The 26,004-nt window shown below is 62.9% G+C and carries 22 protein-coding genes; 17 read left to right on the plus strand and 5 right to left on the minus strand.

The features are described from left to right. Positions 1-20: 20 nt before the first annotated feature. Positions 21-284, minus strand: a complete 264-nt coding sequence (locus tag R2N16_RS17065; protein ID WP_316666954.1) for a hypothetical protein — start codon at positions 282-284, stop codon at positions 21-23. Positions 285-493: 209 nt separating this feature from the next. On the opposite strand from R2N16_RS17065, the gene R2N16_RS17070 reads away from it, so the two are divergent. Continuing rightward, the gene (locus tag R2N16_RS17070; protein WP_316666955.1) at positions 494-1,426 is read left to right on the plus strand and encodes a 1-phosphofructokinase family hexose kinase; all 933 of its coding nucleotides are present in this window, start codon (positions 494-496) and stop codon (positions 1,424-1,426) included. A gap of 60 nt (positions 1,427-1,486) precedes the next feature. On the opposite strand, the gene R2N16_RS17075 is transcribed toward R2N16_RS17070, so the two are convergent. Next, on the minus strand, positions 1,487-2,050 hold the full coding sequence (locus R2N16_RS17075; RefSeq protein WP_316666956.1) for a BCAM0308 family protein: 564 nt from the start codon (positions 2,048-2,050) through the stop codon (positions 1,487-1,489). Between the two features lie 289 nt (positions 2,051-2,339). Between R2N16_RS17075 and R2N16_RS17080 the strand changes: the two genes are divergently transcribed. Then, the gene (locus R2N16_RS17080) at positions 2,340-3,626 is read left to right on the plus strand and encodes an erythromycin esterase family protein (protein WP_316666958.1); all 1,287 of its coding nucleotides are present in this window, start codon (positions 2,340-2,342) and stop codon (positions 3,624-3,626) included. Between the two features lie 61 nt (positions 3,627-3,687). Here the strand turns inward: R2N16_RS17080 and ftsH are convergent, their stop codons facing one another. From ftsH to R2N16_RS17095, 3 genes are all read right to left on the minus strand, one after another. Further along, a complete protein-coding gene (ftsH, locus tag R2N16_RS17085) occupies positions 3,688-5,625 on the minus strand; it encodes an ATP-dependent zinc metalloprotease FtsH (protein WP_316666960.1) in 1,938 nt (645 codons plus the stop codon). Between the two features lie 153 nt (positions 5,626-5,778). After that, positions 5,779-6,000, minus strand: a complete 222-nt coding sequence (locus R2N16_RS17090) for a hypothetical protein (protein WP_316666962.1) — start codon at positions 5,998-6,000, stop codon at positions 5,779-5,781. A 14-nt stretch (positions 6,001-6,014) separates the two neighbouring features. After that, on the minus strand, positions 6,015-6,515 hold the full coding sequence (locus R2N16_RS17095; protein ID WP_316666963.1) for a lecithin retinol acyltransferase family protein: 501 nt from the start codon (positions 6,513-6,515) through the stop codon (positions 6,015-6,017). Between the two features lie 338 nt (positions 6,516-6,853). On the opposite strand from R2N16_RS17095, the gene R2N16_RS17100 reads away from it, so the two are divergent. The 15 genes from R2N16_RS17100 to R2N16_RS17170 all read left to right on the plus strand — a co-directional run bounded on the left by R2N16_RS17100 (position 6,854) and on the right by R2N16_RS17170 (position 25,927). Further along, positions 6,854-7,276, plus strand: coding sequence for an Hsp20/alpha crystallin family protein (locus R2N16_RS17100; protein ID WP_316666965.1), 423 nt, complete (start codon positions 6,854-6,856; stop codon positions 7,274-7,276). An 18-nt stretch (positions 7,277-7,294) separates the two neighbouring features. Further along, entirely contained in the window at positions 7,295-8,659 is a 1,365-nt protein-coding gene (locus tag R2N16_RS17105) for an MBL fold metallo-hydrolase RNA specificity domain-containing protein (RefSeq protein WP_316666966.1), read from the plus strand. Continuing rightward, entirely contained in the window at positions 8,656-9,597 is a 942-nt protein-coding gene (locus R2N16_RS17110) for a ribose-phosphate pyrophosphokinase (RefSeq protein WP_316666967.1), read from the plus strand. The genes R2N16_RS17105 and R2N16_RS17110 overlap by 4 nt, the downstream gene beginning before the upstream one ends. 29 nt (positions 9,598-9,626) lie before the next feature. Beyond that, a complete protein-coding gene (locus R2N16_RS17115; RefSeq protein ID WP_316666993.1) occupies positions 9,627-9,905 on the plus strand; it encodes a DUF1488 family protein in 279 nt (92 codons plus the stop codon). Between the two features lie 10 nt (positions 9,906-9,915). Continuing rightward, a complete protein-coding gene (locus R2N16_RS17120) occupies positions 9,916-11,463 on the plus strand; it encodes a thymidine phosphorylase family protein (protein ID WP_316666968.1) in 1,548 nt (515 codons plus the stop codon). A gap of 161 nt (positions 11,464-11,624) precedes the next feature. Then, positions 11,625-12,059: a hypothetical protein gene (locus R2N16_RS17125; RefSeq protein WP_316666969.1), complete on the plus strand. Its 435-nt coding sequence runs from the start codon at positions 11,625-11,627 to the stop codon at positions 12,057-12,059. A gap of 298 nt (positions 12,060-12,357) precedes the next feature. Then, complete coding sequence (locus R2N16_RS17130) at positions 12,358-13,443, plus strand: efflux RND transporter periplasmic adaptor subunit (RefSeq protein WP_316666970.1); 1,086 nt, start codon at positions 12,358-12,360, stop codon at positions 13,441-13,443. Beyond that, positions 13,443-16,556 carry an efflux RND transporter permease subunit gene (locus tag R2N16_RS17135; RefSeq protein ID WP_316666971.1) on the plus strand — a complete coding sequence of 1,038 codons (3,114 nt, stop codon included), beginning with the start codon at positions 13,443-13,445 and terminating at the stop codon, positions 16,554-16,556. The genes R2N16_RS17130 and R2N16_RS17135 overlap by 1 nt, the downstream gene beginning before the upstream one ends. Then, positions 16,553-17,809 (plus strand): TolC family protein, encoded by a 1,257-nt coding sequence (locus R2N16_RS17140; RefSeq protein ID WP_316666972.1) that lies wholly within the window; start codon positions 16,553-16,555, stop codon positions 17,807-17,809. The genes R2N16_RS17135 and R2N16_RS17140 overlap by 4 nt, the downstream gene beginning before the upstream one ends. A gap of 45 nt (positions 17,810-17,854) precedes the next feature. Then, positions 17,855-18,379 (plus strand): cytochrome b, encoded by a 525-nt coding sequence (locus R2N16_RS17145; protein ID WP_316666973.1) that lies wholly within the window; start codon positions 17,855-17,857, stop codon positions 18,377-18,379. 35 nt (positions 18,380-18,414) lie between these two features. After that, positions 18,415-20,706: a heavy metal translocating P-type ATPase gene (locus R2N16_RS17150; RefSeq protein WP_316666974.1), complete on the plus strand. Its 2,292-nt coding sequence runs from the start codon at positions 18,415-18,417 to the stop codon at positions 20,704-20,706. A 5-nt stretch (positions 20,707-20,711) separates the two neighbouring features. After that, positions 20,712-21,356, plus strand: coding sequence for a hypothetical protein (locus tag R2N16_RS17155; protein WP_316666975.1), 645 nt, complete (start codon positions 20,712-20,714; stop codon positions 21,354-21,356). A 337-nt stretch (positions 21,357-21,693) separates the two neighbouring features. Beyond that, positions 21,694-22,398, plus strand: a complete 705-nt coding sequence (locus R2N16_RS17160; RefSeq protein ID WP_316666976.1) for an ABC transporter ATP-binding protein — start codon at positions 21,694-21,696, stop codon at positions 22,396-22,398. Further along, positions 22,392-24,761: an ABC transporter permease gene (locus tag R2N16_RS17165; RefSeq protein ID WP_316666977.1), complete on the plus strand. Its 2,370-nt coding sequence runs from the start codon at positions 22,392-22,394 to the stop codon at positions 24,759-24,761. The genes R2N16_RS17160 and R2N16_RS17165 overlap by 7 nt, the downstream gene beginning before the upstream one ends. Further along, positions 24,758-25,927, plus strand: a complete 1,170-nt coding sequence (locus tag R2N16_RS17170; RefSeq protein ID WP_316666978.1) for an efflux RND transporter periplasmic adaptor subunit — start codon at positions 24,758-24,760, stop codon at positions 25,925-25,927. The genes R2N16_RS17165 and R2N16_RS17170 overlap by 4 nt, the downstream gene beginning before the upstream one ends. Positions 25,928-26,004: the final 77 nt, after the last annotated feature.

Raw genomic sequence — 26,004 nt, forward strand, 5'->3', positions numbered from 1 at the left:
AGAATCTTTGTCAGACGAGCCTAGGCGCCATGTCCGGATGCGTCGAAGTCGGGAAACTCGGCGTCAAGCAGCTCATAGATCATCTGGGCCTTGCCGGTGAGCTTGATATCCATGCCGCGGATGAGATGCTCGTCGGAGCGAAGCCACTTGTACGCGAGCTGCACGTCCTCAATGCTGGGTTCGATTGCAAGAATCCGGGCCAGAACCTCCCCCTCGAACGGACCAATGACCTCTCTGATCTCTTGCGCAGTGGGGTGGACGCGGCTTTGGGATGCGGTCTTCATGACAGTGTTGTCTCCTGTGATGTCAAGCCGGTCCCCAACCTGAGACGACATGCAGCGAGGGTGACTCGGCCAGTTGAATACATACTGGCATGATGGATGGCACTGGTTTTGTGCCGTATCAAACGAGGGCCGATTACTCTGCGCCCAGAAGCATCGCCCGGATACGTGAGCCTTTTCATGCTGTCCGTCGTGGCCTCAGGAGGTGTGCAATGCCGGAAATCGTCACGCTCACGGTCAATCCCGCAATCGATATCGCCACGTCGGTGGAGCGCTTGACGGATACACACAAGATGCGCTGTGCCCCGGCCCGCATTGACCCGGGAGGAGGCGGCATCAACGTGGCCCGGGTGGTTCATCGCCTGGGCGGGGATTGCCTGGCCATCTACCTTGCCGGCGGCCCGGTGGCAGATCGACTGGGGCGCCTTCTGTCGGCAGAGGGCTTATCGTTCGTCGCTCTCGGGATCGAAGGCGAGACCCGCGAGAATTTTTCCGTGACGGAACTGTGCAGCCACCGCGAGTTCCGGTTCGTGATGCCAGGGCCGGCCGTCTCAGAAGCGGAATGGCAGCGCTGCCTCGGCTACATTGACGCGCTGCAGCCGGCGCCGCGCTACCTCGTGCTAAGCGGAAGCCTACCGCTCGGGGTTGCCGACGATTTCTATGCACGCGTCATTGAGATGGCCAAGGTGCGTGGCAGCCGCGTCGTACTGGATGCCTCCGGTCCGGCATTGCGTGCTGCGTTGCCGCATGCGCCATACCTGATCAAGCCCAGCCTGAACGAGCTTCGCCAACTGACAGGGCGCGCGTTGGAAACGGAAACTGATTGCATGCAGACCGCCCAGGAGATTGTCCGCAAAGGGCACGCACAGGTTGTCGCGCTCACCCTGGGCGCAGGCGGCGCCATGCTCGTCACGCAGGAAGATATTGTCCGCTCGGGTGCTGTCGCAACATCTTTCTGCAGCACCATTGGGGCGGGTGACAGCTTCGTGGGCGGGATGGTCTGGGCGCTGAACCGGAATGCGGGCGTGCAAGAGGCATTTCGATACGGCATGGCAGCCGCCGCAGCAGCATTAAGCCATGCCGGTACCGAACTTGGCAGCGCGGCCGAGATCAAGCAGTGCTACGGAGAGGTCTCATTGGCTTGAGGTATGCCTGCCTCGGCTTGATTGCCCGGGGGGCGTTATGGAACGCCCCCCCCGGGGGCGCTACCGACTCCATTTCACGTGCAGTTCGGTTTCTGCGTTGCCATAGTCAAATGTCAGGCGTCCGTGGAATGCATGGTGGATTGCGTGGCCGATGTCGCGCGCCAGATGAAACCCGGTCGTCAGGATGTCTGTGCCGCTGCTTGTGCACTCGACGGCCATGATGCGTTCCATTGGATGATCCGCGCGCAGATCTGCCTCGCGGTGGCGGGCGAGCGTCAGGATCTCTTCCCGATGGGCCGCCTCAAAGTCCCCTGTGAGGTGGATTCGGGCTGCTGGCATCTGGTCGGCGGCACGCTGGCATGCCGAGCAGATCAATGAAGCTGCTCCGGGCGGCGGACTGCGCCACAACCAGCGGCCCTTGAGGTAGACCGCACCGCAAACTGGGCAGCAGCTTGCAGCGGGTGCCTTGTCCGGTTGCCGATACCGGTGGTTGATCGGCTCAACGGAAAATGGACTCCAGCGTGCCGGCCGCACTCGTTCGGATTGAGAGCGTTGTTTCATGTTGACTCCTATGAGGGCGAGTTCCTCCAGCCTGCTGCAGACCAGAATCTGCAACGCAGACACAGCGGACAATTCTCAGAGTACGCGTCGCAGCGCTCCGCTATTTGGGCTGAATCAAGTCTGCGCGCCGCAACGCTCATCGGCCCGACTTGAATAGAGATGCGCTGCAATGCCGAGCGCAGTACGCTGCACGGCAAGCAGCTTTTCTGGTGACGCTCAAGCGGCGTGTGTCTTCCGTGGTGTCCCGATGTCTACGCCGAGTGGTTCGTCGCTTGCGATAGCGCAATCAACGTGCGGCGGCGCTGCCTAGACTGCAGATACCGCCGTTGCTTTTCCATGGAGCCCGCCGTCCATGTCCGCACCTCTCACGCCTTTTCTTGGTGTACGCGAAGTGGCAAGCCGCCTCGCGGGCAGCGCTGCCGACTATGACCGCCTGCTGGAGATGGCTCGCGACAAGCGCTACGTTCTCCTTGGCGAGGCGACGCACGGAACACGCGAGTTCTACCAGACACGCGCAGACATCACGCGGCAGTTGATCGCGCAAGGTGGCTTCGACGCCGTCGCTATCGAAGGAGATTGGCCGGATGTGTGGCGCATCAACCGCTATGTGCAGGGGGAGGGCACAGACACCGCTGCCGAGGCGCTAGGGGATTTCCATCGGTTTCCAGCGTGGATGTGGCGCAATCAAGAGACGCTCGATTTCATCACCTGGCTGCGTGGTCACAACACGGCCCTCGCCACCTCGGAACGCGTGGGTGTCTATGGGTTGGATCTTTACAGCCTGTACCGATCAGCCGAGGCTGTGATCGAATACCTGCAGAAGACCGACCCGGAGCAGGCAGCCGCGGCACGCATGCACTATGCGGCGCTGGACCATGTGCGAGAGCCCATGACTTACGGCTACGAAGCCGCTGCCGGTTTGAGATTGCCAGCGCAACGCGAGGTGATCGAGCAACTGCGCCGGCTTCGGGCGAGTGAGGCCAGGGTGATCGAGCAGGACGGCATCGCTGCCATCGACTCGCATTTCTTTGCTGAGCAAAACGCCACTGTCGTCGTCAACGCAGAAGCGTACTACCGCGAATCCTTCGGACACCGCGTCAATACCTGGAACCTGCGCGATGCCCACATGGCACAAACGCTGTTTGCTCTGGTTGCGTATCGGCAGCGCCGTGGTGGCGACGGGCGGATCGTGGTGTGGGCGCACAACTCGCATGTGGGGGATGCACGGGCAACGGAATCCGCCAGCCGGGGGGAGTGGAACCTTGGGCAACTCGTGCGGGAGAGGGTGGGGGATGCCGCATTGCTTGTCGGCTTTACCACTTATACGGGCCACGTGTGCGCGGCATCGGAGTGGGGCGGCGAGGCCGAGCGGAAATGGGTGCGGCCAGCGCGGCCCGACAGTTGGGAACATCTGTTCCATAGCACCGGGCTGGATCGCTTCTTCCTGCCGCTCGGCGATACGTCGGCAGATGTGTTTCACGAGCCACTGCTGGAACGGGCAATCGGTGTGCTGTACCTGCCGAAGACCGAGTACGCTTCGCACTACTTTGATGCCGCCATCGGCGCCCAGTTTGATGCGCTGGTCCATCTGGACGAAACCTCTGCCATCGAACCATTGAACACGGCGCTGCTGGTGTGAGCCGGTGTGCCCGCCGGATTGCGTCGTTGATGTGTGTTGCCGGCGAATGTGGCTAGTGCGGCTAGTGCGGCTGTTGTGCGGGCAACTGTTCCGTGGCGTTGGTGGTGGAGCCCGCTTCTGACTTTGGCGGCAGCATTGGGGTGACGTTGCCGGCCAGGATCATGTCCAGGTCGCCGCGGTCGACCACCTCTTTCTCCAACAACATGCGCGACAGCGCTTCCAGTTTGGAGCGCTGGCCCTCCAGTGTGGCGGTCACGCGCGCGCTGGCATCGGACAAGACTTTGCGTACTTCCGCATCGATCAACTGGGCGGTGTCTTCGCTATATTCCTTGCGCTCACGCTGCATCAAGCCTGCACCGGCAAGCAGAGGGTTGGGTGTCTGTTCGTATGTGGCCAAGCCGAGCTTTTCGCTCATGCCGAACTGGGTAATCATCTGGCGGGCCATGTCAGTTGCGCGTTGCAGATCGTTCTGCGCACCGGTGGATACGTCGTGATACATGATCTGCTCGGCAACGTAACCGCCCAGCAGTACGTCGAGCCGGTCCAGCAATTCGCTGCGCTTGAGAAGGTATCGGTCCTCCGTGGGCGTCTGTTGCGTGTAGCCCAGGGCGGCAATACCTCTTGGAATGATGGACACCTTGGAAACGCGGTCGGCCAAGGGCCGGTGCTCGGCCACGATGGCATGACCCGCTTCGTGGTAGGCGATCGTCTCCTTCTCCCGGGCGTTCATCACGCGGCTCTTCTTCTCCAGGCCGCCCACGATGCGGTCAAGCGCCTCGTCAAAGTCGACCGTCTCGACGGCGGATTTACCTTCGCGCGCGGCAAGAAGCGCCGCCTCATTCACAAGGTTGGCCAGGTCGGCACCGGCAAAGCCCGGCGTCCGGGCGGCGATCTTGCTCAGGTCGACGTCTGCCGCCAGCGTGACGTTCTTGGCGTGGACCCGGAGGATCTGCTCTCGACCCTTGAGGTCCGGACGATCGAGGGCGACATGGCGATCAAACCGGCCGGGACGAAGCAGGGCAGGGTCGAGTATTTCGGGCCGGTTCGTCGCGGCCATGATGATGACGCCCTTGTTGCTGTCAAATCCATCCATCTCGACCAGAAGTTGGTTCAGCGTCTGCTCGCGCTCTTCATTGCCGCCAACCAGATTAAACGCACGCGTCTTGCCCAGCGCATCGAGTTCATCGATAAAGATGATGCATGGCGCCATGGATTCGGCTTGACTGAACAAATCGCGCACGCGCGCGGCGCCAACCCCGACGAACATCTCAACAAACTCCGACCCGCTCATGCTGAAGAAAGGCACGCCTGCTTCGCCGGCAACTGCCTTGGCAAGCAGGGTCTTGCCCGTGCCGGGTGCCCCCACAAGCAACACGCCCTTGGGAATCCTGCCGCCCAGGAGCTGATACCGCATGGGCTCTTTCAGAAAACTCACGATTTCCGATAGCTCGTCCTTGGCCTCGTCGATGCCGGCAACGTCCGCAAAGGTCACGCCGGTTTCTTTCTGCATGTAGACCTTGGCCTTGCTCTTTCCAATTTCCATCAGCCCACCGGCTGCGGCCCCGCCCATGCGCCTGATCAAAAAATTCCAGACAGCGAAGAACAGCAGCGCAGGCACAATCCACGACAAGAGCGTGCCCAACCATTTGTTGTCCGGTCGGCCGACAAAGCGCACCTTGGCCGCTTCCAGCTCCTGCACAAGCGCCGGGTCATTCACGCGAAGCGTCTGGAAAGGATGGTCGCCCTTGCCCGCGCGGCGAATCGCATCGACCTGCTGCTTCGTCAGCAATGCCTCGACCCCTTCCGTGGAGAAGGTGCCCGTGATGTCCTGCTCACCAATGGCGACGTCTTTGATCTTGCCTGCATGCAGCAGGAGCTTGAAGTCGCTGTAGGGGAGGGTGTCGACCTGCTCGGACATGAATAGCGTTTGGAACGCCAACATGCTCAATGTGACGATGACGGCGTACCAAAGCGAGAACCTTTGTTGCTGCGGCTTCATGCTCTCTTTCACGTTCTCACCTTCGCGTGGTCGTGCGTCAACCGACATCCCGATCGAACCTTGATGTTCGTGCTTGCGCTGGTAAGGCGGTTGATGCGGATCAACCTGTCTGCAATTCGGGCTTGCCGTCCAGAAAGAAGACCTGCGTTGCGACTAGCGGCGTCGTACGTGCGATGGCGGAAACAACCGCCAGCAACCGGCCTGGTGACGGAAGAAGAGGATGGCAAGCGGGCGGGCGGATGTCGTGAGCTCGGCCCGCACGCAGCCACAATCAACGCCGGAGCAATGCAGGCGCGTGATTCGCAGATGCGGGGTGGCGCTCAAGCCAAACCACTTGGCAATCAGCTCGCGCAACGAGGTGTCGTATTGGGGCATGGTGTTCTCCAGCGTCATGCGGCCTGAGCCGGGGGCTGTGCCGTCCGCCGTTCGATAGAAAGTGCCAGCAGCATCAGCTTGAGTAGCGTGCGCGCGGCACGCCCGGGGCTTTTCAGGCACGCCTCCACCTGTGCGCTGCGGCATTCTCCAAACAGGCACCACGAACAGAAGTGCTCGCAGTTGTTGGTCAGCAACCGATAGTTGCGCTCCCCCAGGCGTGAAATGGCACGGCGGGCGACTTCTTCGCCGTCATAGAAGGGGCTGGCGTGGCGCTGGATGGTCACCGCAAAACCGCATGCGAAGCAGCCAATGGAGATGCTCTCCACCGGCCCGCGGCGCTGACGGCGCGAGAAGCCGGCGTAATGAATCACCTGCCCGCAACCGACATAGATGCCGTGGTGTTCGTACCCATCGCGTTCTGCTACAAGATGCGCGCCAACAGGAAGCGCCGTGTCGAAAGCGGCGAGGTCGCGCGGATCAATCCACTGGGCGATGGAGTCAATGTTCTGGTTCATGGCGCGCTCCGTTGTACTGGCCGGGCGTTGTCGTGTTCCGGGGCGACTCGACCGGATGCTGCGTTGCTTGTTGGCGTGTCACCAGTATTGACAGCGCACCCGCTAGCGTCATGCAGGCTGCGCTGAGAATGCTGTCGGAGCTGCGGGTCTCCATGTCAGGAAAGCCTGACACGCTGGCCGGGGCCTCGGAAGCGATGTGCTCGATACGAATCCCCTGACGCCCTGTGCCGCCACCGCTGTGCGCCGCCGTTGATCTGCCGCAAGGCGCGCTGGCACTGCCGTGCCACGATGAATCTGCTGGCCCAAGATCCCCCCGGGCCATTCATTAGGAGGCAGTCATGAGTCAACTCAAGCGTTATGACCCGTTCGCTATTGAGCCGGTAGGCGATATCTTCCAGGGGCTCCTGCGCTCGTTTCGCGGCAGCATGGATGCCGTGCTGCCGTTCAAGGTGGACGTCACGGAGTCCGACAAGGCCTACAACGTTGTCGCGGAAATCCCGGGTGCGAAGAAGGAAGACATCGACGTGACGGTCGATCGCGGCACAGTCATGATCTCGGCCAAGGTGGAGCGCAATTCCGAGGAGAAGGAGGGCGAGCGCATCATCCGCAGCGAGCGCTACAGCGGATCCATGCAGCGCGTGTTCACGCTGGATGCGGCGATCGACGAAAGCAAGGTCGACGCTACTTATGAGAACGGACTGCTGCGCGTGACGCTGCCCAAGAAGGACGCGTCACCACAGCAGCGCGTCACGATTCGCTGAGCGTCAGGGAGGTGTGGCATGCGGCTGCAATTTCTCGGCGCGACCGACACGGTGACCGGCTCGAAGTACGTGCTTGAGACCGGCGCGCGCCGTGTCATGGTCGACTGCGGGCTGTTTCAGGGATACAAGTCATTGCGTCTGCGGAACTGGGACAAGCTTGCCGTCAACCCGCACCACGTCGATGCTGTCGTGCTCACGCATGCCCATATCGACCACAGCGGCTACCTGCCGCTGCTCGTCCGCAATGGGTTTCGTGGCCCCGTCTATTGCACGAAAGGCACGGCGGAACTGTGCAATATCCTGCTGCCAGATAGCGCTCGGCTTGCGCAGGAGGACGCACAGTACGCGAATGCACAGGGGTTCTCGCGCCATCATCCCGCCTTGCCGCTCTACGATGAAAAGGACGCAGCCAGGGCATTGCGCCGCCTGCATCCCGTTGGCTATGGCGAGCGCTTTCCGGTGGCCGATGGCGTGGAAGCCGAGTTCCACCGTGCAGGGCACATCATCGGTGCGGCCACGGCGACATTGCTGGCCGAGGGGCGCCGGATCGTCTTTTCTGGCGACCTGGGGCGGCAAGTCGATCCCGTCATGCGGCCACCCGAGCCCATTGCCGAGGCCGATACCTTGCTGGTCGAATCCACATATGGCGACCGCGTGCATCCGGAGGGCGATCCGCTCGATGCACTCCAGCAGGTTGTGCAGCGAACGATTGGGCAGGGCGGCACGCTGCTGATCCCTGCCTTTGCGGTGGGGCGTACGCAAGAGCTTCTGTATTGCCTCTACCTGCTGATCCGCGAACATCGGATTCCCCACGTGCCGATCTACCTCGACAGCCCGATGGCCGAGCTGGCGACCGAGGTGTTTGCGCATCATGTTGACGACCTGCATATCGGAGTTGCCGACTGCCAGGCCGCCTGTGCGTTGGCCATTCCGGTTCAGAGCCCCGAACAGTCGATGCACCTGGGCAATGATCGCGCACCCAAGATCATCCTGGCAGCAAGCGGCATGGCAACGGGCGGGCGGGTGCTGCATCACCTCAAGAGCTTTGGCGGCGGCAAGCGCAACGCCATCCTGATGTCGGGCTTTCAGGCGGCCGGCACGCGGGGCGCCGCGCTGCTGGCCGGTCAACGGGCGTTGCGCGTGCACGGACATGAGGTTGCCATCCGGGCCTCGGTTGAGCAGATCCAGAATCTGTCCGCCCATGCGGATGCCAATGAACTGATGACCTGGTTGCGCGGCTTCACGCGGCCGCCACGGCAGACCTTCATCGTGCATGGCGAGCCGGCTGCCAGCGACGCCTTGCGCCAGCGCATCGAGCATGAACTGCAGTGGCCAATCCGCATGCCGGAGTATCGCCAGTCCTACGATCTGGAGGCCCCATGACCGCCCCGGCCGTTGGTCTGGATCCGCAGCGCGTGTTGATCGCCATGCCGGGCTGCGAGGCAGCCGCCATGCGACTTGCCATCCCGCTGAGCGCGGAGTTGGGGCATGCCGCCGTGAGCCACTTTCCGGACGGTGAATCCTACGTGCGGCTGTACACGCCTGTGCACGGCGCAGAAGTTGCCATTGTCTGCACACTCGATCATCCCGACGAGAAGCTGTTGCCGTTGCTTTGGCTGGCGATTGCCACACGCGAGGGCGGCGCGCGCCGTGTAGGCCTGATTGCGCCGTACCTCGCCTATATGCGACAGGACGTCATCTTCAAAGCGGGCGAGATTCGCGCTGCAGAACACTTTGCCGCCTTGCTGAATCCGGCCTTCGACTGGCTTGTCACGGTGGATCCGCATCTGCATCGCATTGCACAGTTGTCGAATGTCTACCGCATGCCAACGTTCGCGGTGGAAGCCGCGCCTGCCATTGCCGCATGGATCCAGACCCATGTACAGGCACCGTTCCTGATCGGGCCCGACGACGAAAGCAGGCAGTGGGTCGAACATGTGGCCGGCATATGCCAGGCCCCATGGGCCGCATTGACCAAGACACGGCACAGTGCGTGGCACGTGGAGGTCGCGCAATTGCCAAGCATTCCGCCACGGTGTGTGCCCGTGCTGATCGACGACATCGTCTCGACCGGGCGCACGATGCTTGCCGCTGCGGACTTGCTGCGGCGCGCAGGGCAACCGCGGCCGGTTTGCGTTGGGGTACACGCTGTATTTGCCGCCGACGCGTACAGCCAGCTTTGCGCGGCAAGTGCAGATGTCGTTACGTGCGACACCATCGCGCACCCCTCGAATCAGATCGCACTGACAGAGCCGCTGTCCGACGCCATTTCCCGCATGTTCGATTTACCCCTGCCTTCGAGCAAGCAGCTGCTTGTTTGATCGGGGCGCTCCCGTATCTGGAGGCCATCATGAAACAGATCAGGTTTCTGCCTGACGACCCGACATACTGCGCAGCGGGCCCGCACCTGCAATGCCGCGCGTCGATCGATGGCAGCTCCGCAAGCTACGTGATCACAGCGGAGGCGCTTGAGGACCATTTTGATGCGCGCTCGTGCCAGTCGGACGATCTGCTCAGCGCGTTCAAAATGCACCGTGGTCATATCGAAGAAGTCGCACGCATACTGTTCGAGCAGACAGATTCCAAGGAGATCACGCTGCACAGTGGGCACTTCCGTTTCGCCGGCTGACGCGCATGTCATGAGCGCCATCTCCATGCCCTCGGCTGACGTGCCCCTCGCGCCGCCGGAACACCTCAAGTTCAAAGCGCTTGGCATTGACACGTGGCAGGAGCACGTCATCTACATGCACCCCGAGAGCGCCATTTGCCGCGCAGAGGGCTTTGCCGCGCAGGCCCGTGTGGAAGTCCACATCGGGCAGCGGTCGCTGATAGCTACGCTGAACCTGGTGGGGTCGGAGCTGCTGGAAAAGCATGAGGTCAGCCTGTCAGCCAGCGCGGTGGATTCGTTGATGGCGCGTCCCGGGGACGAAGTGTGCGTCACGCATGCGCCGTCGCTTGAGTCACTGCGGGCCCTGCGCGCCAAGATCTATGGCGCGCATCTGGACGCAAAGCAATTGCAGGAGATCGTCGCGGACATCTCCCACGAGCGCTATGCCGATGTCCATATTGCAGCATTCCTGAGCGCCTGTGCAGCGGGCCGCATGACCACGAAGGAGACCATCGACCTCACACAAGCCATGGTCGACTCGGGCGAGCGCCTGCATTGGGATCGCGCGGTCGTGGCAGACAAGCACTGCGTAGGCGGTCTGCCCGGCAATCGCACCAGCCCCATCATCGTTGCCATCTGTGCGGCGGCGGGGCTGCTGTTGCCCAAAACCTCATCACGTGCCATCACGTCGCCAGCAGGCACCGCTGACATGATGGAAACGCTCACCCGCGTGAACCTGACCGCGGCGGAGCTGCGAAGCGTTGTGGGGCAGGTAGGGGCATCGCTCGCGTGGGGCGGGGCGTTGAGCCTCAGCCCGGCTGACGATGTGCTGATCCGCGTGGAAAGGGCACTTGATGTCGACAGCGATGCACAGCTTGTGGCGTCCATTCTGTCCAAGAAGATCGCGGCCGGGTCCACCCATGTGTTGATCGATGTGCCCGTCGGCCCCACGGCCAAGGTCCGCAATATCGGAGACCTCGAGCGCCTGGAAATGCTGCTCAAGCGCGTGGCACAAGCGTTTGGGGTACAGGTGCTGATGATCCGCACGGATGGCTCGCAACCCATCGGCCGCGGGATTGGCCCCGCTCTGGAAGCAAGAGACGTTCTGGCTGTACTTGAGCGGTCCCCAACGGCGCCGTTCGATTTGCGGGACCGGTCGTTATTGCTCGCAGGCGCATTGCTGGAGTTTTGCGGCGCAGCCGTTGCGGGAACGGGGCGCGACATGGCAACCGGCCTGCTGGATAGTGGGGCCGCATGGCGAAAGTTTGAAGCGATTTGCGAGGCGCAGGGTGGTTTACGCATCCCCGGAGAGGCCGTCTTCCGCCGCGACGTCGTTGCCGAGCAGCATGGCATCGTCACCAACATCGATAACCGCCACCTTGCCCGCATCGCAAAACTTGCGGGTGCACCGATGCGTCAAGTCGCTGGCGTGCAGATGCATGTGCGACTGCGGGATCAGGTGAGTGTGGGGCAACCGCTATTCACGATCCACGCGCAAGCCTCGGGCGAGCTGGAGTATTCCTCGGCATATGCGTTGGCGCATGCAGTGGTGGGTCTTTCTCCGACGGAAGCGGGCTGACATCACGCTGTCCAAACGGATACCCAACCCCAACGATGCGCACGCGAGCCAGACTTTCCCTTGTGGAGACGCAGACGCTGTCTCTGCGCCGCCTTATGCATGGCACATTGCGTTACAATTCAAGCATGCCACGTGCGACCGCAAGCATCTCGCTTCGGGCAATGCTGTTGTTGACCATCGTGTTGATGCAGCTGCTCAGCCCGCTTCTGCACGGCCATCTCGGAACTCCGAAACAATTTGGCCTGCACGTGCACACCGCACTTCCTGCCGCGGTTGATTCTCATTTCCAATCCACATCGTTTGGCCACCGCCCTCCCACCGAGGATTCTGCCGAGACCAGCCCTCATGACTGGGCCGTGAAGAGCCAGGAACCCTTCGAGGTGGATGTCGAGCCTGCCATTGGTCCGGCGGAACTCGCCGCATTTCTTTGGGCAGCGTCTGCCGCCGGGGTGTCCCCGCTGACATTTCTCCTGCTGGCGGCGCTTGCTTGCGCCTCGGTATCACGTCCTGCCCCTCGGCCGACGCCACTGCGAGCGCGCTGGCGCGATCGCATCAATCGGCCACCTCCGGCCCAAGCCCCTCCGCTGCTGTACTGATCCGTACCCGGTAGACGGCCGGCGGGCGCGTTGTGCCGCAACTTGTTGACTTGCAACAAGCCCCTCGTGTTGGCATTGGCGAAGATGAATCGGTCAGAAGCGCTGTCTTCTGCTTCATTGCGCTCGCCTGGCGCCACGCGGCGGTAGCGGCTTCGCTTTCCACCAGCCATCCACCGTAAGAGGTTGCCGTTCGCGTCGCATGGAAATGCTGAGCGACGGCGGACCTTCAGGTCGCTCGCGTACGCGAGGCAATCAGGGGCGGCGTCCATAGCGTTGCCTCCGTGAATTGGAGTCAGGCATGTCTTTCAAACGAATCGTCGCGGCCAGTGCGTGTATTGCGCTGACCGCGTTTCCGCTCGAGCAGGCCGCTGCCCAAGCAGTTGCGCAGGCAGTGCCGCTCTCGGCTGAACAGGCGCGCTCCCTCGGAGTGCGCTTCAGCCCGGTCGCCACCTCCTCGGGGTTGGAGGTCGGCACGCACGCGCGTGTCGTCTTCAAGCCCGATGCGCAATATGTGATGGCGGCCCCATATGCGGGCATGGTGTCCCGCGTGTTGGTGTCCGTGGGGCAAACCGTCCGCGCGGGGCAGCCGCTGGCGGGCTTTCTGAGCCCGCAACTCTTCGAAGCCAGTCGCGCGCTGACGGAGGCCAATTCGCAGGCGCATCTCGCGCAGCAATCGCTGGCCCGCGACAAGGCGCTGTACGACGACGGCATCATCGCTGCAAGCCGCTGGCAGACAACGCAGGCGCGGGCCGCTGAGGCGAACGCCATGGTCAAGGCGCGCCGGGCAGAGTTGGCCTCCGCAGGCATCGCATTCAGCGGCTCGGGCGGCGAGGCGCAGTTGGTGGCCAGCCGGGGTGGCGTGGTGTCCGAAGTCAACGCTGTTCCGGGCGCGCGAGTCGAAGCGGCGGCACCGCTTTTCAGGATCGTTGACCCGGCAGCGCTGGAGCTGGACTTGCTCGTCGGCCGCGATATACCGCTGCCGGCCACAGGTGACCGCGTCGAGGTCGCGCAGCGCGGCGTGGGCGGCACCGTCATTGGCGTTGCGCCTTCTGGTGATGGCACTGCGGGCGTGCGTGTGCGTGCATCGCTGGAGCGACGTGGGGACCTGCGTGCCGGGGAGAGCGTCAACGTCACGCTCAAGCTGCGCGGCGCGGCCAATGCAAACGCCGCCGGCCTGTTGCGGGTTCCGATGGCAGCGTTGGTCTACGTGCGAGGCACGCCAGGCGTATTCGTCGCCACAGACAAGGGCTTCCGCTTCCAGGATGTTGCCGTCGCCAGTACGGACGACGCCATCGCTGTCGTTCGCGCCAATCTACCAGCGGGTACACGCGTAGCGGTGACAGGTGTCGGTGCGCTCAAGGGCTTGCTGGCGGGAGAACAGTGATGCTGGCCCGCCTGATTGAGTTCTCTTTGCGTCAACGCGTGCTGGTGCTGATCGCGGCCGGTGTGTTGGCTGCGGCCGGCGCGTGGGCCTATCTGAACCTGCCGATCGATGCGTTTCCCGATATCTCGCCGACGCAGGTCAAGGTCGTGCTCAAGGTGCCGGGCATGACCCCTGAGGAGGTTGAGCAGCGGGTCTCGACGCCGATCGAGCAGGAACTGCTCGGCCTACCGCACAAGACGATCGTGCGCTCGGTATCCAAGTACGGCATCAGTGACGTGACCGTCGATTTTGAAGAGGGGGTGGATGTTTACTGGGCGCGCCAGCAAGTATCGGAGCGCCTGGCCGGCTTGGCGCGCGATCTGCCGTCAACCGCTGTGGGCGGCCTGGCGCCCATCACCACGCCGCTGGGCGAAATGTTCATGTTCACCGTGGAGGGCGATGGCTACTCCCTGGCCGAGCGGCGCCGTGTGCTGGACTGGGTGATCCGGCCGGCGCTGCGCACCGTGGCGGGCGTGGCCGATGTCAACGCCCTAGGCGGTGAGGTGCGCAGCTATGAGGTGACACCCGACCCGGCCCGGTTGCGCGCACGCGCCGTCACCCTTGAGCAATTGCGTCAGGCGCTGGACGCCAACAATCGCAACGACGGGGCAGGGCGACTGGATCGCGGGGACGAGCATTGGGTCGTGCGCGTAGAAGGTGGCATACGCGGGCTGGATGACTTGCGAGCGATTGTCGTGGTACCGGCGCAGGGCCTGTCTTCGGCCCCTGCGGTTACGGTTGGCGATGTTGCGACCGTGCGGCTGGGCGAGGCCACCCGCAACGGCGCTGTCAGCAAAGACGGCAACGGCGAAGCGGTTGAAGGACTGGTGCTGGGCCTGCGCGGCAGCGATGCCCGCAAGCTGGTCGAGGCGGTGCAGGAGCGGCTGGATGCGCTTGGCCCACAGTTGCCCAAAGGCATGTCGACCCACGTTTTCTACAACCGCGGCGAGCTGGTGACGCGTGCGGCCAATACCGTGGTTCGCGCCTTGATTGAAGCCAGCGTGCTGGTGGTCATCACCTTGTACCTGTTCCTGGGCGGGGTGCGGGCGGCGCTGGTAGTGGCGGCCACACTCCCGCTGTCGATGCTGGCGACCTTCCTCCTGATGCGCTACGTCGGCCTGACCGCCAACCTGATGAGCCTCGGCGGGCTCGCCATTGCGCTGGGCATGCTCGTGGACGCAGCTGTCGTCGTGGTCGAGAACATCGAGACGGCCATGGCGCGCGCGCAAGACCACAAGACAGATCCTGCGCTGCGCGGTGCGATCATCCGCCATGCGGTGACAACGGTAGCGGCACCGATGCTGTCGGGCGTTTCGATCATTGCCATCGTGTTCCTGCCGTTGTTGTCATTGCAAGGGCTGGAGGGCAAGCTCTTCGGGCCGGTGGCGCTCACCATCGTGCTGGCGCTGGCCTCGTCCGTGGTGATCGCGTTTACGGTGGTCCCGGCGCTGGCTTCTTTGCTCTTGCTTGCGCATGCAGATGAGCCGCCTTGGTTGATGCGCAAGGTAGCGAGCGGCTTTGCGCGAATCCAGGCATGGACGACAACGCATCGCCGCATGGTGTTCGGTCTGGCAGGGGTGGCGTTGGCGATGGCCGTGGTGTTGTATATGTCGGTCGGCAAGACGTTCATGCCGACGATGGACGAGGGCGACTTGATCGTGCAGTTGCAGAAGGCGCCGTCCGTTTCGCTAACCGCGTCGCTCGACATGGACCAACGTGTGCAGCAGGCGCTGCTCAAGGAGGTGCCGGAAATTCGCTCGATCGTCGCACGCTCGGGTTCGGATGATCTTGGCCTTGACCCGATGGGCCTGAACGAAACCGATACCTTCCTGGTGCTCAAGCCCAAGGATCAGTGGCGCGGCAGCAAGGAAGACATCGCGATTGCGATCCGGCGCGTGATGGAGCGCTTCCCCGGCGTGATCTACGGGTTCACGCAGCCCATTGAGATGCGTGTCTCGGAGATGCTGACCGGCACACGTGGCGACGTTGCCATCAAGCTTTTTGGCAGCGACCTTGCCGCCATCGATGCGGCGGCGCAAGCCATCGCTGCCAAGGTACGCACCATCCCAGGTGCGGCTGAGGTGATAGCGCCCAGCAATAGCGGTGTGCAATACCTGAAGGTGTCGCTGGACCGGGCTGCGGTCGGCCAGGCGGGGTTTTCCGGTGATGCCCTGCAGGCGCAACTGCGCGCGCTGATCGAGGGCGACCGAATTGGCGTGGTGCCTGAGGGCATCGTCCGCACGCCGCTGATCTTGCGTGGCAGCGCAGGCTTGCGGCAGGCACCTGAAAAGCTGACCAATCTATTGGTGACCGCGCCAGACGGCAAAGCGTGGCCGCTCACCTCTCTGGCTCGTATTGAGCGCGTAGATGGGCCCGTGCGCATCAACCACGAAGACGGCGCCCGCTTTGCCGTGATCCAGGCCAACGTTGACGGTCGAGACCTGGCGGGTTTTGTGCAGGAAGCGCAGGCAGCCGTTGGCGGGATTGGCTCATTGCCGAAAGGGTTGCGGGTGATGTGGGGCGGCCAGTTCGAGAACCAACAACGCGCCGCAGCGCGCCTTGCGCTGGTTGTGCCATTGGCCCTGGGCGCAATCTTTCTGCTGCTGATGTTGACGTTCCGCTCGGTGCGGCAGGCGGTGCTGGTGGTCGCCAACATTCCGTTCGCACTCGTGGGCGGCATTGCCGCGTTGCGGATATCCGGAGAGTACCTGTCGGTGCCAGCCTCCGTGGGCTTCATCGCGTTGCTCGGGATCGCGGTGCTCAACGGCGTGGTGCTGGTCTCGCACTTCAACACGCTGCTGGAATCGGGCTTGAGCATGGCGGAAACCGTACGCGCCGGCGTGCGAGACCGCCTGCGGCCGGTGCTGATGACGGCCTGCATCACCGCACTGGGGATGATTCCGCTACTGCTGGCCAGTGGGCCAGGGTCAGAAATTCAGCGGCCACTGGCGATCGTTGTGTCGGGCGGGTTGATCTCTTCGACCGCACTGACGCTGCTTCTTCTGCCCCTGCTGTTTGAACGCTTTGGGTTGCCTCGGCCGCGTGCGGCCGCCGGGCATGGAGATTCGCAATGAGGTTGGATCTGTTTCGCATCGCATTGGCTGGAGCTAGCGCGATGCTGCTTTGGAGTACCGCAGCGCAAGCGCAAATCTCGCCGAGTTATCTACCCACGGAGAATGCCGTGCGCGAGGCCGTTGCGCAGTCGCCCGACGTGCTGGCGGCAGAGGCCCGCCGCGATGGCGTACTGGCGCGTGCTGACGGTATTCGCGCCGGTACGGCGGAAACCGTGGTGCGGGCAATCGGGCAAGGGCGTCAGGTGCGCGATCCTTCCGAGCGCCATGCGGAAGGGCAGATCGCTGTGGAGCGGCCATTGCGGCTGTGGGGCAAAGCGCAAGCCGATGGGCTGCTTGCCGACGCGGCCGCCGAGGCCGGCCAGCTCGCCGTCAAGGATGCACGTCATGAGGCATCGCGCCAGATTCTGGCCCTCTGGTTTGGTGCCGTGCGCGCAGGACAAGCCCGACAGGCCGCGCAGGAGAACGCCAAAGCGGCCGCCGAGTTGGCGACGCTGACTGCCCGAAGGGTGCAACTGGGCGATGCCTCACGCCTGGACGCCGAACTGGCCGCAGCCGATCGCGCGCGCATGCAAGCTGCGCTGGCGACGGCCGTTGCCGCGGAACAGACAGCGCAGGCGGAGTTGCAAGCCCGGTTTCCGGGGCTGGGCCATCCCGCGTTTGAGGCCGATACTGCACTGCCCGCGTTGCCGCCAGAGCCACCAGACCGATTACGTAGCCAGTACATTCAAGACAGCCACGAATATCGGCTTGCCATGGCAGAAGAGGCCCAGGCACAGCACATGGCCAAGCGCGCAGATCTGGAGCGTCAGCCTGACCCGACTGTCGGTATGTTCGTCACGGTGGAGCGGGGTGGCGCGGAGCGCATCATGGGCGTGAGCGTTGCCATGCCGATCGGCTCGGCGCATCGGCGCTCAGCGGCCATGGCAGCCGCAGCTGACGCGGAAACGGCGGCTCGGCGCAGGTTGGGCTCTGAGCGTCGACTGGGCGCGGAATTCGATGTGCTTTACGGCAACTTGCAAGGAAAACGGACAAGCGCGCAAGCGCAGATGGAAGCGGCTACGCTGCAAAGGAGTGCAGCCGACCGGGCAACGCGCGCGTATCGCGCAGGCGAGTCGGGCTTGACTGAACTACTGGCAACCCGCCGCAGTCTGGCCGAGGCCCTGCTGGCCGAGCGGCTCGCCCGCGTCGACCTGCTGGAGGCTGACAGCCGCCTCCAGCTCGATCTGCATCGGATGTGGGACTTTGACGATTGACCTGCGGTAACTTCTTTCCTGATTCAACGCACTTTTGAGACCCCTATGCAATCCGACCTGAAATACTCCGTCGCCATGCGCTCGCTCCATTGGCTGGTAGTCCTGGCGGTGTTGATCGCCGTCGTGGCCATCGAAGTTCTCGACTTCTTCCCCAAAGGCAGCGCTGCGCGTGCTGCGCTATTCACAGTCCACCAAACGGCGGGGCTCTCCGTGCTCGCGCTGATGGTGTTGCGCCTGTTAGCCCGATTGGGCACACAGGCACCGCCCCCTGTTCCCGGCTCACCGTTGGTGCAGCTTGTCGCACGACTCACGCATGGCGTGCTCTATGCACTGATGGTTGGGATGCCCATTCTGGGCGTGTTGGCACTGGCCTGGGGAGGCAAGCCGATTCAACCGTTCGGGCTGAATTTCACGCTCGCGTTTGCGCAAGACAAGACGTTGTCGCACTTGGCGAAGGAAGTCCATGAGTCGGGGGCGACGCTCGTCTATATCGCGGTCGGGCTGCATGCCGCCGCGGCGCTCTGGCACGAGTTCATCCTGAAGGATCGGCTGCTGCGCCGCATGATCTAGCGCACATGAACACTGCGCCGACAAGGGACTCAACGATGCACTCCACGCGCTTGCTCGCCAACGTTGCATTGCTTGCCTTGTCGGCACTGACATTGGCGGCGGGGTTATGGGCCCGGTACCTCGGTGCCGATGCACTGGCGCGGCAGCTCTGGCTGATTGGCATCGTTCCGAACTGGCTAGCCTTGGCAGTCACGATTGTTCGGTCACTGATGCAACGGCAGGCCGGCGTGGATGTGCTGGCGGTGATGTCGATCAGCTTTGCGCTCTTCTCTGGGGAGGTGCTGGTCGCGGCTGTGATTGCGTTGATGCTCGCGAGCGGACGCGCGCTGGAAGACTTTGCCCAAGCGCGGGCGCAGCGCGAAATGACGGCGTTGCTCGGTCATGCGCCCAAGCGGGCCAATCGCTTCGAGGGCGGGCAGTGGTGCCAAGTCAGTCTGGAGAAGGTTCAAGCGGGTGATCGCTTGCTGGTGCGGCATGGCGAAGTCGTGCCGGTGGACGGAACGTTGTCCGAGCCTGCCGATCTCGATGAATCCACGTTGACAGGGGAGCCGCTGACCCGCCATCGCTCGGTGGCAGATGCAATTTGCAGCGGCGTGCTGAATGTGGGCGCGGCATTTGAAATGATCGCGAGTGCGTCTGCCGAAAAGAGCACGTTTGCTGGCATTGTCCGGTTGGTTGGTGCGGCGCAGGCCGAGCGCAGTCCTTCCGTAAGACTGGCCGACCGTTATGCATTTGCCTTTGGCGGCGTCGCCGTTTTCCTGGCCGGGGCAAGTTGGCTCCTGACGGGGGATTCGGCGCGTTGTCTGGCCGTGCTCGTCGTGGCCACGCCGTGCCCGCTGATCCTGGCAGTGCCTGTGGCCATCGTGTCAGGCCTGTCGCGTTGCGCCAAGCGAGGCGTACTCGTCAAAGGCGGGGGCGCGCTGGAGCGGCTGGCGCTGGCCGACACGCTGTTCTTCGACAAGACGGGGACGCTCACCAGCGGATACGCTCGACTTGTCGATATCGAATGCGCGCCGCAGTACGCATCCGACGTTGTGCTGGGCCTGGCCGGTTCACTCGCACAAGCGTCGAATCACGTCACGGCAGAATCCGTCGCCAAGGCCGCGCGCGAACAGGGTGCGACGCTGCGACTGCCGAGTGCGGTGGTCGAGAGCCCGGGGGCCGGCGTTCGCGGCCGCGTTGAGGGACACGTCGTGAGCATCGGCTCGCTGCCGTATGTCTTGGGTGCGTCGGATGTGCCTACCTGGGTGAAAGGGTTCATCAAGCGTGTGAGCTACGCCGGTGCGTCGGCTGTCTTTGTGGGCGTGGACGGTGAACTGGTAGGCGCATTGCAGTTGATTGACCGCATTCGCCTCGAGGCACCTCGCGCGCTGAGGCTGTTGCGCCGCGAGGGCATCACGCGGCAGGCGATGTTGACGGGCGATCGGGCAGACGTTGCCGAATCCGTCGGATCCATGCTGGGGGTGACAGAGGTCCATGCGGCCCTGTCGCCGGCGGCCAAGCTCGCGGTGATTCGGGGTGCCCGCACCGACGGCAAGGTGATCATGGTTGGCGATGGCGTCAACGACGCGCCGGCGCTCGCTGCTGCAGACATTGGCGTGGCAATGGGCGCGCGCGGCGCAGCAGCCTCTTCGGAAGCTGCAGACATTGTCTTGTTGGTGGATCGCCTGGATCGGCTCGTCGACGCAGTCCGGATTGCGCACCGCACACGCCGCATCGCGCTGCAGAGCGTGATGATCGGCATGTCGTTGTCGCTTGCAGCCATGGTTGTCGCTGCGCTGGGCCATCTGCCACCGTTGGCCGGCGCCCTGCTGCAGGAGGTCATTGATGTATTGGCGATCGCGAACGCGTTGCGGGCGCTGCGGCCAACAGAACATGAAGCGACCCGTTCACTGGTCTCTGCAGACGTCGAGCGCCTCAAGGCCGAACACGCGGAGCTGGAGCCCATCATGAGCCGAATCCGCGTCGTCGCAGACTCGCTGCCCCATATGCCGAGCGGTGCGGCAAAGGCCGCGTTGCTATCGCTCAACAAGTCCTTGGCAGACGTTTTGGTGCCGCATGAGCGCCGGGACGATACCCAACTCTATCCGGACGTAGCCCGCCTGCTTGGTGGAGATGACCCGATGGCGGCAATGAGCGCCATGCATCGCGAGATATTCCGCGTGACGAACCTGTTGGACCGGATCGTGGCGGACGTTGCCTCCGACGGGCCCGATGCCACTGTGACACAAGAGCTGCAACGCTTGCTGTATGGGCTGGATGCCATCCTGCGGCTGCATTGCGCGCAAGAGGACGAATTGTTCCATGTGCTCGGCGCAGAGGCTTGATCGTCATGACAAACCTGCTCGTATTGTTCGCGACCATCCTGTTGCTGAATGTGATGCCAGCCTTCGCACCGCCGACGTGGATGGTGATGTCGTGGATCGGCTTTTCACAGCCCGATGCCAACCCAGAGCTTCTTGCGGGCGTTGCCGCGTGCGCAGCAACCCTCGGCCGCGTGGTGCTGGCGCGGCTATCGTGCACGCTCGTACGCAACCGCTGGATGCGCGAGGAGGATCGTCAGAACATCGACGTGGTACGCGCCTGGCTGGAAGACCGCAAAGGTATGACCGTCGGGCTCATGCTCGCATACGCCTTCAGCCCGTTCCCATCCAACTACATCTTCATTGCCTACGGTTTGACTGGGATGCGGCTCTGGTTGATCGGACTTCCGTTCTTCGTTGGCCGCTGGATAAGCTATTTGACGTGGACGCACATTGCTCAGATTGGCGCCCGCTATCTGGACGAAGAGGCCGAGATCGACGGGGCATACATGGGTGTGTACTTTGTCGTGTCGCAGGTCGTGTTCCTGGCGCTCGTTTATGGGTTCGCCAAACTGGATTGGCGGTACCTCTTGCAAACCAGGCGTCTGCGCTGGCGACGACCGGAATCAACCGCGTCGGCCTCCAAAGACGCACGGACCAACGCAGAACGATGATCGGGTGCCTGGTCTGAGTATCACTGCATGTGGTGCGGTTACAAGCTCCCGCCCATACGCCCATTCGCCCATACACATTGGGCACAGGCGCAAGGCTCCATTCAAGATTGATGGACATCAACATCCAAGCCGGGGACTCGCCTAGAGTTTTTGTATTCGCGCATGGCTGACGTCCTATTGCGCCCCCCATCACGAGCATGATCCCATTCAGGAAAAGCGCGGCGTAGAAGAGACGTTCCGCCTGCCACGCGGTCGGCAATGGCCGTTTCGAGCGCGCTTGCCATTGCCCAATGCGCCGTCCCGAAATGTGCTTGCTCATCTAGCCGATCGGTGTGTTGTGGAAACGGTGTTCACAATTCAGGCCGTCAGCAAGGTCTACCCAATGGGGAGCGTGAGCGTGCGCGCCCTGGAATGCGTCGATCTGGAACTCGGCTCGGGTGAGATCGTTGTGCTGCTGGGGGCGTCTGGCAGCGGAAAATCCACGTTGCTCAACCTGATGGGCGGGCTGGATACACCAACGAGCGGTTCCATCGTATATCGGGACCACAACCTTTCCGACGCGGGGGAGCGAGGCCTTACGCGATTCCGACGCGAACATGTTGGATTCGTCTTTCAGTTCTATAACCTGATTCCCAGCCTGACTGCCCGGGAGAACGTCGCACTGGTGACGGACATCGCGGAGCACCCGCTGGATCCGCTCGAGGCCTTGAACAGGGTGGGGATCGGGCCATTGGCAGACAACTTTCCCTCCCAGATGTCGGGCGGTGAGCAGCAACGCGTTGCCATCGCCCGCGCGATTGCAAAGCGGCCAGATGTACTTCTGTGCGATGAGCCGACAGGTGCATTGGACTTTCGGACGGGGCAACTGGTGCTTGAGGTGCTCGAACAGGTGAACCGCGAGTTCGGCACCCTGATCGTCATCGTCACGCACAACGCCGTCATCGCTGAAATGGCGGACCGCGTCGTTCGCATGAGCAGCGGCACCCTTGTCGAGCACCGCCGCAACGCACAGCGTGCCCGCGTTGGGGATCTGGCATGGTGAACATGCTTGCCCGGCTACTCTGGCGAGACCTGTGGCAAATGCGTGCGCAGGTCGTGGCAGCCGTGCTGGTTGTCGGATGCGGCGTCGCCACGTTTGTTGCGATGCGCAGCACCTATCTGGCTTTGTTGAACGCCCAGCAGGACTACTACGCGTCGTACCGTTTTGCTGATCTCTTCGTCCATCTGAAGCGCGCGCCGCTACAGACGGCTTCGCGCATTGCCGCGCTACCCGGGGTGTCACGTGTGGACGCGCGCGTGGTGTCAGATGTCACGGTCGACATACCCGGCCTTGCCGAGCCGGCCACAGCCCGCCTTGTTTCGATCCCGGAACTCGGCTGGCCCGCGCTCAACCTGCTGCATCTTCAAAGCGGCCGATACATTTCGCCGGGCCGAGATGACGAAGTGCTGGTCAGCGGGGCGTTCGCAGAGGCCAATGGCCTGCGAGCCGGCCAATACTTCAGCGCCATCCTGAATGGCCGGTGGAAGCGCCTGCACATTGTCGGCCTTGCCATCTCGCCGGAGTATGTCTACGAGGCGGGCGCCGGCTCCATCTTCCCGGATAACCGTCATTACGGCGTGGTGTGGATGGGAACGAACGCGGTTTCGGCAGCGTTCCGCATGGATGGCGCTTTCAATGATCTCGTGTTGTCTCTCGATGGCAGCGTGCCCGCGCCGCAGCTCATCGCGCAGATCGATCGAGCGCTGTTGCCGTACGGCGGACTCGGAACAATCAGCCGGGAAAACCAGATATCGAATCGATTCATTACCGACGAGATCGCACAGAACCGCGTCACTGCCACCTACGTGCCAGCCATCTTCTTTCTCGTCGCGATGTTCCTGTTGCAGAACGTGCTGACCCGGCTCATTGATACACAACGCTCACAGATCGGCCTGATGAAAGCGTTTGGATACAGTGACCTTTCGGTAGGTTTGCATTACCTGCAACTCGGCTGCATCGTGGCTGCCGCTGGTACCGTTGTCGGTATTGGGGGCGGATTGGCGTTAGGGATGCATCTGACCGACCTCTACGCTCGATACTATCGGCTGGCTCACCTCGAATTTCGAGCCGATCTTGCGACGATGACCTGGGCGTTTCTCATTAGCCTCGGAACGGCAATTGGAGGTGCCGTCGCGAGCACCGTAAAGGCCATGAGACTGATGCCGGTCGAGGCGCTTCGCGCAGTCGTTCCGCCCGCGTTTGCAGTGGGCTGGATGGAACGGGCCGGTGTCTATCGGCAACTGAGCGTGGTGTGGCGAATGATTGTGCGCAATATCGCGCGCCAGCCCGTCAAGTCGCTCCTTGGCTCTTTAGCCATCGCATGCGCGAGCGCGATTCTTGTCGTCGGTGGGTTTTTCTTTGATTCGATCGATTTCCTGTTCGATACCCAATTTCAGCAAATCGAGCGCCAGGACGTGACGATCGCTTTTTCTCAGCCGTTATCGCACCGTGCCATCTACGCAATCGAGCGTCTGCCCGGCGTGCTAAAGGTCGAGGGCTTTCGCGATGTGCCGGTCAGGCTGTCGGCAGGGTATCGGTCTCGACGGGTCTCGCTGAGCGGAATTGCTCAGACGGCAGATCTGCACAGGCTGGTCGATGATGAGGGCAGACCGCTGCACATGCCTCCCGATGGCTTGGTGGTTTCGGCCAGGCTTGCTGCCGTTCTCGGCGTACATCCGGGCGAGCTGATCACGGTCGAGGTGCTTGAGGGCAAGCGTCAAACCAAACAGGTAACGTTGATGGGGCTGTCCGCAGACCTGGTGGGCGTCGCCGCCTACATGGACCAGACGGCGCTGGCGAAGCTGCTGGGGGAGAGTGGAAACTGGTCGGGAGCGAGGCTGTCCATCGATCAACATGCGGCGGCGCATCTGTATGCGACGCTGAAGCGACTTCCGGCGGTGAGTGCTGTGGCTGTCCGCCAGTCCGTCATCGCCAGCTTTCGCAAGATCATGGATGAAAGCGTCCGACTGTCCACGTCAATCAACTTCGCCTTTGCCTGTGTGATTGCGTTTGGTGTGGCGTTCAACGGTATGCGTATCGCCTATTCGGAACGTGTTCAGCAATTGGCGTCGCTGCGCGTGCTCGGGTTCACGCAGGGGGAAGTGGCCTGGATTCTGCTGGGAGAGCAGTTTGTGCTCACGGCCATTGCGCTGCCGGCCGGACTCCTGCTTGGCTACGGCGTGTGCGGGCTCCTGTCGGCTCGACTCGCGACTGACTTGTACCGCCTGCCGCTCGTGGTTCATGCAGCGACCTTCGCTTATGCATTCCTTGTAGCGGGTGGTGCGGTGGTCTGTTCGGGCCTGCTGGTGGCGGCCAAGATCAGACGGTTGGATATCGTCGCAGTGCTTAAGGCAAGAGAGTCATGAAGCGCTCTGCTCTGCGAAAGTCGCTCACCTTTGCCGTTGCCGCGCTTGCGCTGGCATTGGCGCTCTCGTACGCGCTCTGGCCAGCGCCCGCGGCGGTGGACACTGCGCGCGTCACCCGCGGGCCGCTTCAAGTCACGATTGACGAAGACGGCGAAATCCGCGCGCATGATCGTTACGTCATCACGGCGCCGATCACAGGCCGGCTGCTTCGCGTTGAGCTGCATGAAGGCGATCAGATTCGGGCAGGGCAGGTGATCGCCGTCTTGGTGCCGGTGCCGATGACCCCTGGGGAACGAACAGCGCAACAGGCGCGTGTTGACGCGGCTGCAGCGATTTTTCGTGAAGCCCAGGCGCGGGCCGCTCACGCCCGAGCGGACTACGAGCAAGCTCGGCGAAACCTGGACCGGGGGGAGGCGCTCCTGAGCAGCGGTGCCATGTCAAGGCAGGAGGTGGAACAGATGCGCACCATGTTTGCCTCAAGTAACAGCGACCTGGCTGCTGCGCGCGCAAGAGAAACATCGGCCGCAGCCGATGTTCGCGTCGCGATGGCAAATCTGAAGGCGTTGGAAGCCGGGCAACCTGTTGAAGTGCGTGCCCCGACCAACACAGTGCTGTTGCGCATCGAACAACAAAGTGAGCGCGTTGTGCTAGCAGGCGCAGCCCTCATGCTTCTGGCAGACCCTTCGCACTACGAACTCGTCGTCGACGTGCTATCCGCCGATGCCGTCAAGGTCAGCCCGGGCATGCGCGTATCGGTAGTGGAGTGGGGTGGTCCTTTGGCAATCAGCGCCACAGTACGGACGGTCGGTCCGGGGGCCTTTACCAAGGTGTCGGCGCTCGGGGTCGAAGAACAGCGCGTCCATATTGTCGCGGATCTTGTTGACCCGCCAGGAAGATTGAATGACGGGTATCGCGTACAAGGCCGCATCGTCATCTGGGACCGGCCCGACGTACTGAAGGTACCGATCGGTGCGCTATACCGCTGCGGCGACAACTGGTGCGCGTTTGTCGTTAAGAACGGAAAAGCCGCGCAGCGAACCATTCAGATCGGGCAACGCAATGCAGAAGAAGCACAGATACTCGACGGACTCCAGAACGACGACACTGTGGTCGTTTATCCGCCCACCACGCTGGGTGACGGCATGAACGTGCGCCCGATGAAATAGGCAATCTGAGCGCCTACTGCCGCAGGGGCAACCGAGTCCATGGCCCCTGCGGGGTGGCATCTGCCCCCGCAGTTGGT

The sequence above is a fragment of the Ralstonia psammae genome (assembly GCF_958405935.1).
Lineage (GTDB): Bacteria > Pseudomonadota > Gammaproteobacteria > Burkholderiales > Burkholderiaceae > Ralstonia > Ralstonia psammae.

Bases quoted from the DNA above. Each gene is read 5' to 3' on its own strand.
- R2N16_RS17065 (WP_316666954.1), bottom strand. From the start codon at position 284: ATGAAGACCGCATCCCAAAGCCGCGTCCACCCCACTGCGCAAGAGATC.
- R2N16_RS17070 (WP_316666955.1), top strand. From the start codon at position 494: ATGCCGGAAATCGTCACGCTCACGGTCAATCCCGCAATCGATATCGCC.
- R2N16_RS17080 (WP_316666958.1), top strand. From the start codon at position 2,340: ATGTCCGCACCTCTCACGCCTTTTCTTGGTGTACGCGAAGTGGCAAGC.
- ftsH (WP_316666960.1), bottom strand. From the start codon at position 5,625: ATGAAGCCGCAGCAACAAAGGTTCTCGCTTTGGTACGCCGTCATCGTC.
- R2N16_RS17090 (WP_316666962.1), bottom strand. From the start codon at position 6,000: ATGCCCCAATACGACACCTCGTTGCGCGAGCTGATTGCCAAGTGGTTT.
- R2N16_RS17095 (WP_316666963.1), bottom strand. From the start codon at position 6,515: ATGAACCAGAACATTGACTCCATCGCCCAGTGGATTGATCCGCGCGAC.
- R2N16_RS17100 (WP_316666965.1), top strand. From the start codon at position 6,854: ATGAGTCAACTCAAGCGTTATGACCCGTTCGCTATTGAGCCGGTAGGC.
- R2N16_RS17105 (WP_316666966.1), top strand. From the start codon at position 7,295: ATGCGGCTGCAATTTCTCGGCGCGACCGACACGGTGACCGGCTCGAAG.
- R2N16_RS17110 (WP_316666967.1), top strand. From the start codon at position 8,656: ATGACCGCCCCGGCCGTTGGTCTGGATCCGCAGCGCGTGTTGATCGCC.
- R2N16_RS17115 (WP_316666993.1), top strand. From the start codon at position 9,627: ATGAAACAGATCAGGTTTCTGCCTGACGACCCGACATACTGCGCAGCG.
- R2N16_RS17120 (WP_316666968.1), top strand. From the start codon at position 9,916: ATGAGCGCCATCTCCATGCCCTCGGCTGACGTGCCCCTCGCGCCGCCG.
- R2N16_RS17125 (WP_316666969.1), top strand. From the start codon at position 11,625: ATGCTGTTGTTGACCATCGTGTTGATGCAGCTGCTCAGCCCGCTTCTG.
- R2N16_RS17130 (WP_316666970.1), top strand. From the start codon at position 12,358: ATGTCTTTCAAACGAATCGTCGCGGCCAGTGCGTGTATTGCGCTGACC.
- R2N16_RS17135 (WP_316666971.1), top strand. From the start codon at position 13,443: ATGCTGGCCCGCCTGATTGAGTTCTCTTTGCGTCAACGCGTGCTGGTG.
- R2N16_RS17140 (WP_316666972.1), top strand. From the start codon at position 16,553: ATGAGGTTGGATCTGTTTCGCATCGCATTGGCTGGAGCTAGCGCGATG.
- R2N16_RS17145 (WP_316666973.1), top strand. From the start codon at position 17,855: ATGCAATCCGACCTGAAATACTCCGTCGCCATGCGCTCGCTCCATTGG.
- R2N16_RS17150 (WP_316666974.1), top strand. From the start codon at position 18,415: ATGCACTCCACGCGCTTGCTCGCCAACGTTGCATTGCTTGCCTTGTCG.
- R2N16_RS17155 (WP_316666975.1), top strand. From the start codon at position 20,712: ATGACAAACCTGCTCGTATTGTTCGCGACCATCCTGTTGCTGAATGTG.
- R2N16_RS17165 (WP_316666977.1), top strand. From the start codon at position 22,392: ATGGTGAACATGCTTGCCCGGCTACTCTGGCGAGACCTGTGGCAAATG.
- R2N16_RS17170 (WP_316666978.1), top strand. From the start codon at position 24,758: ATGAAGCGCTCTGCTCTGCGAAAGTCGCTCACCTTTGCCGTTGCCGCG.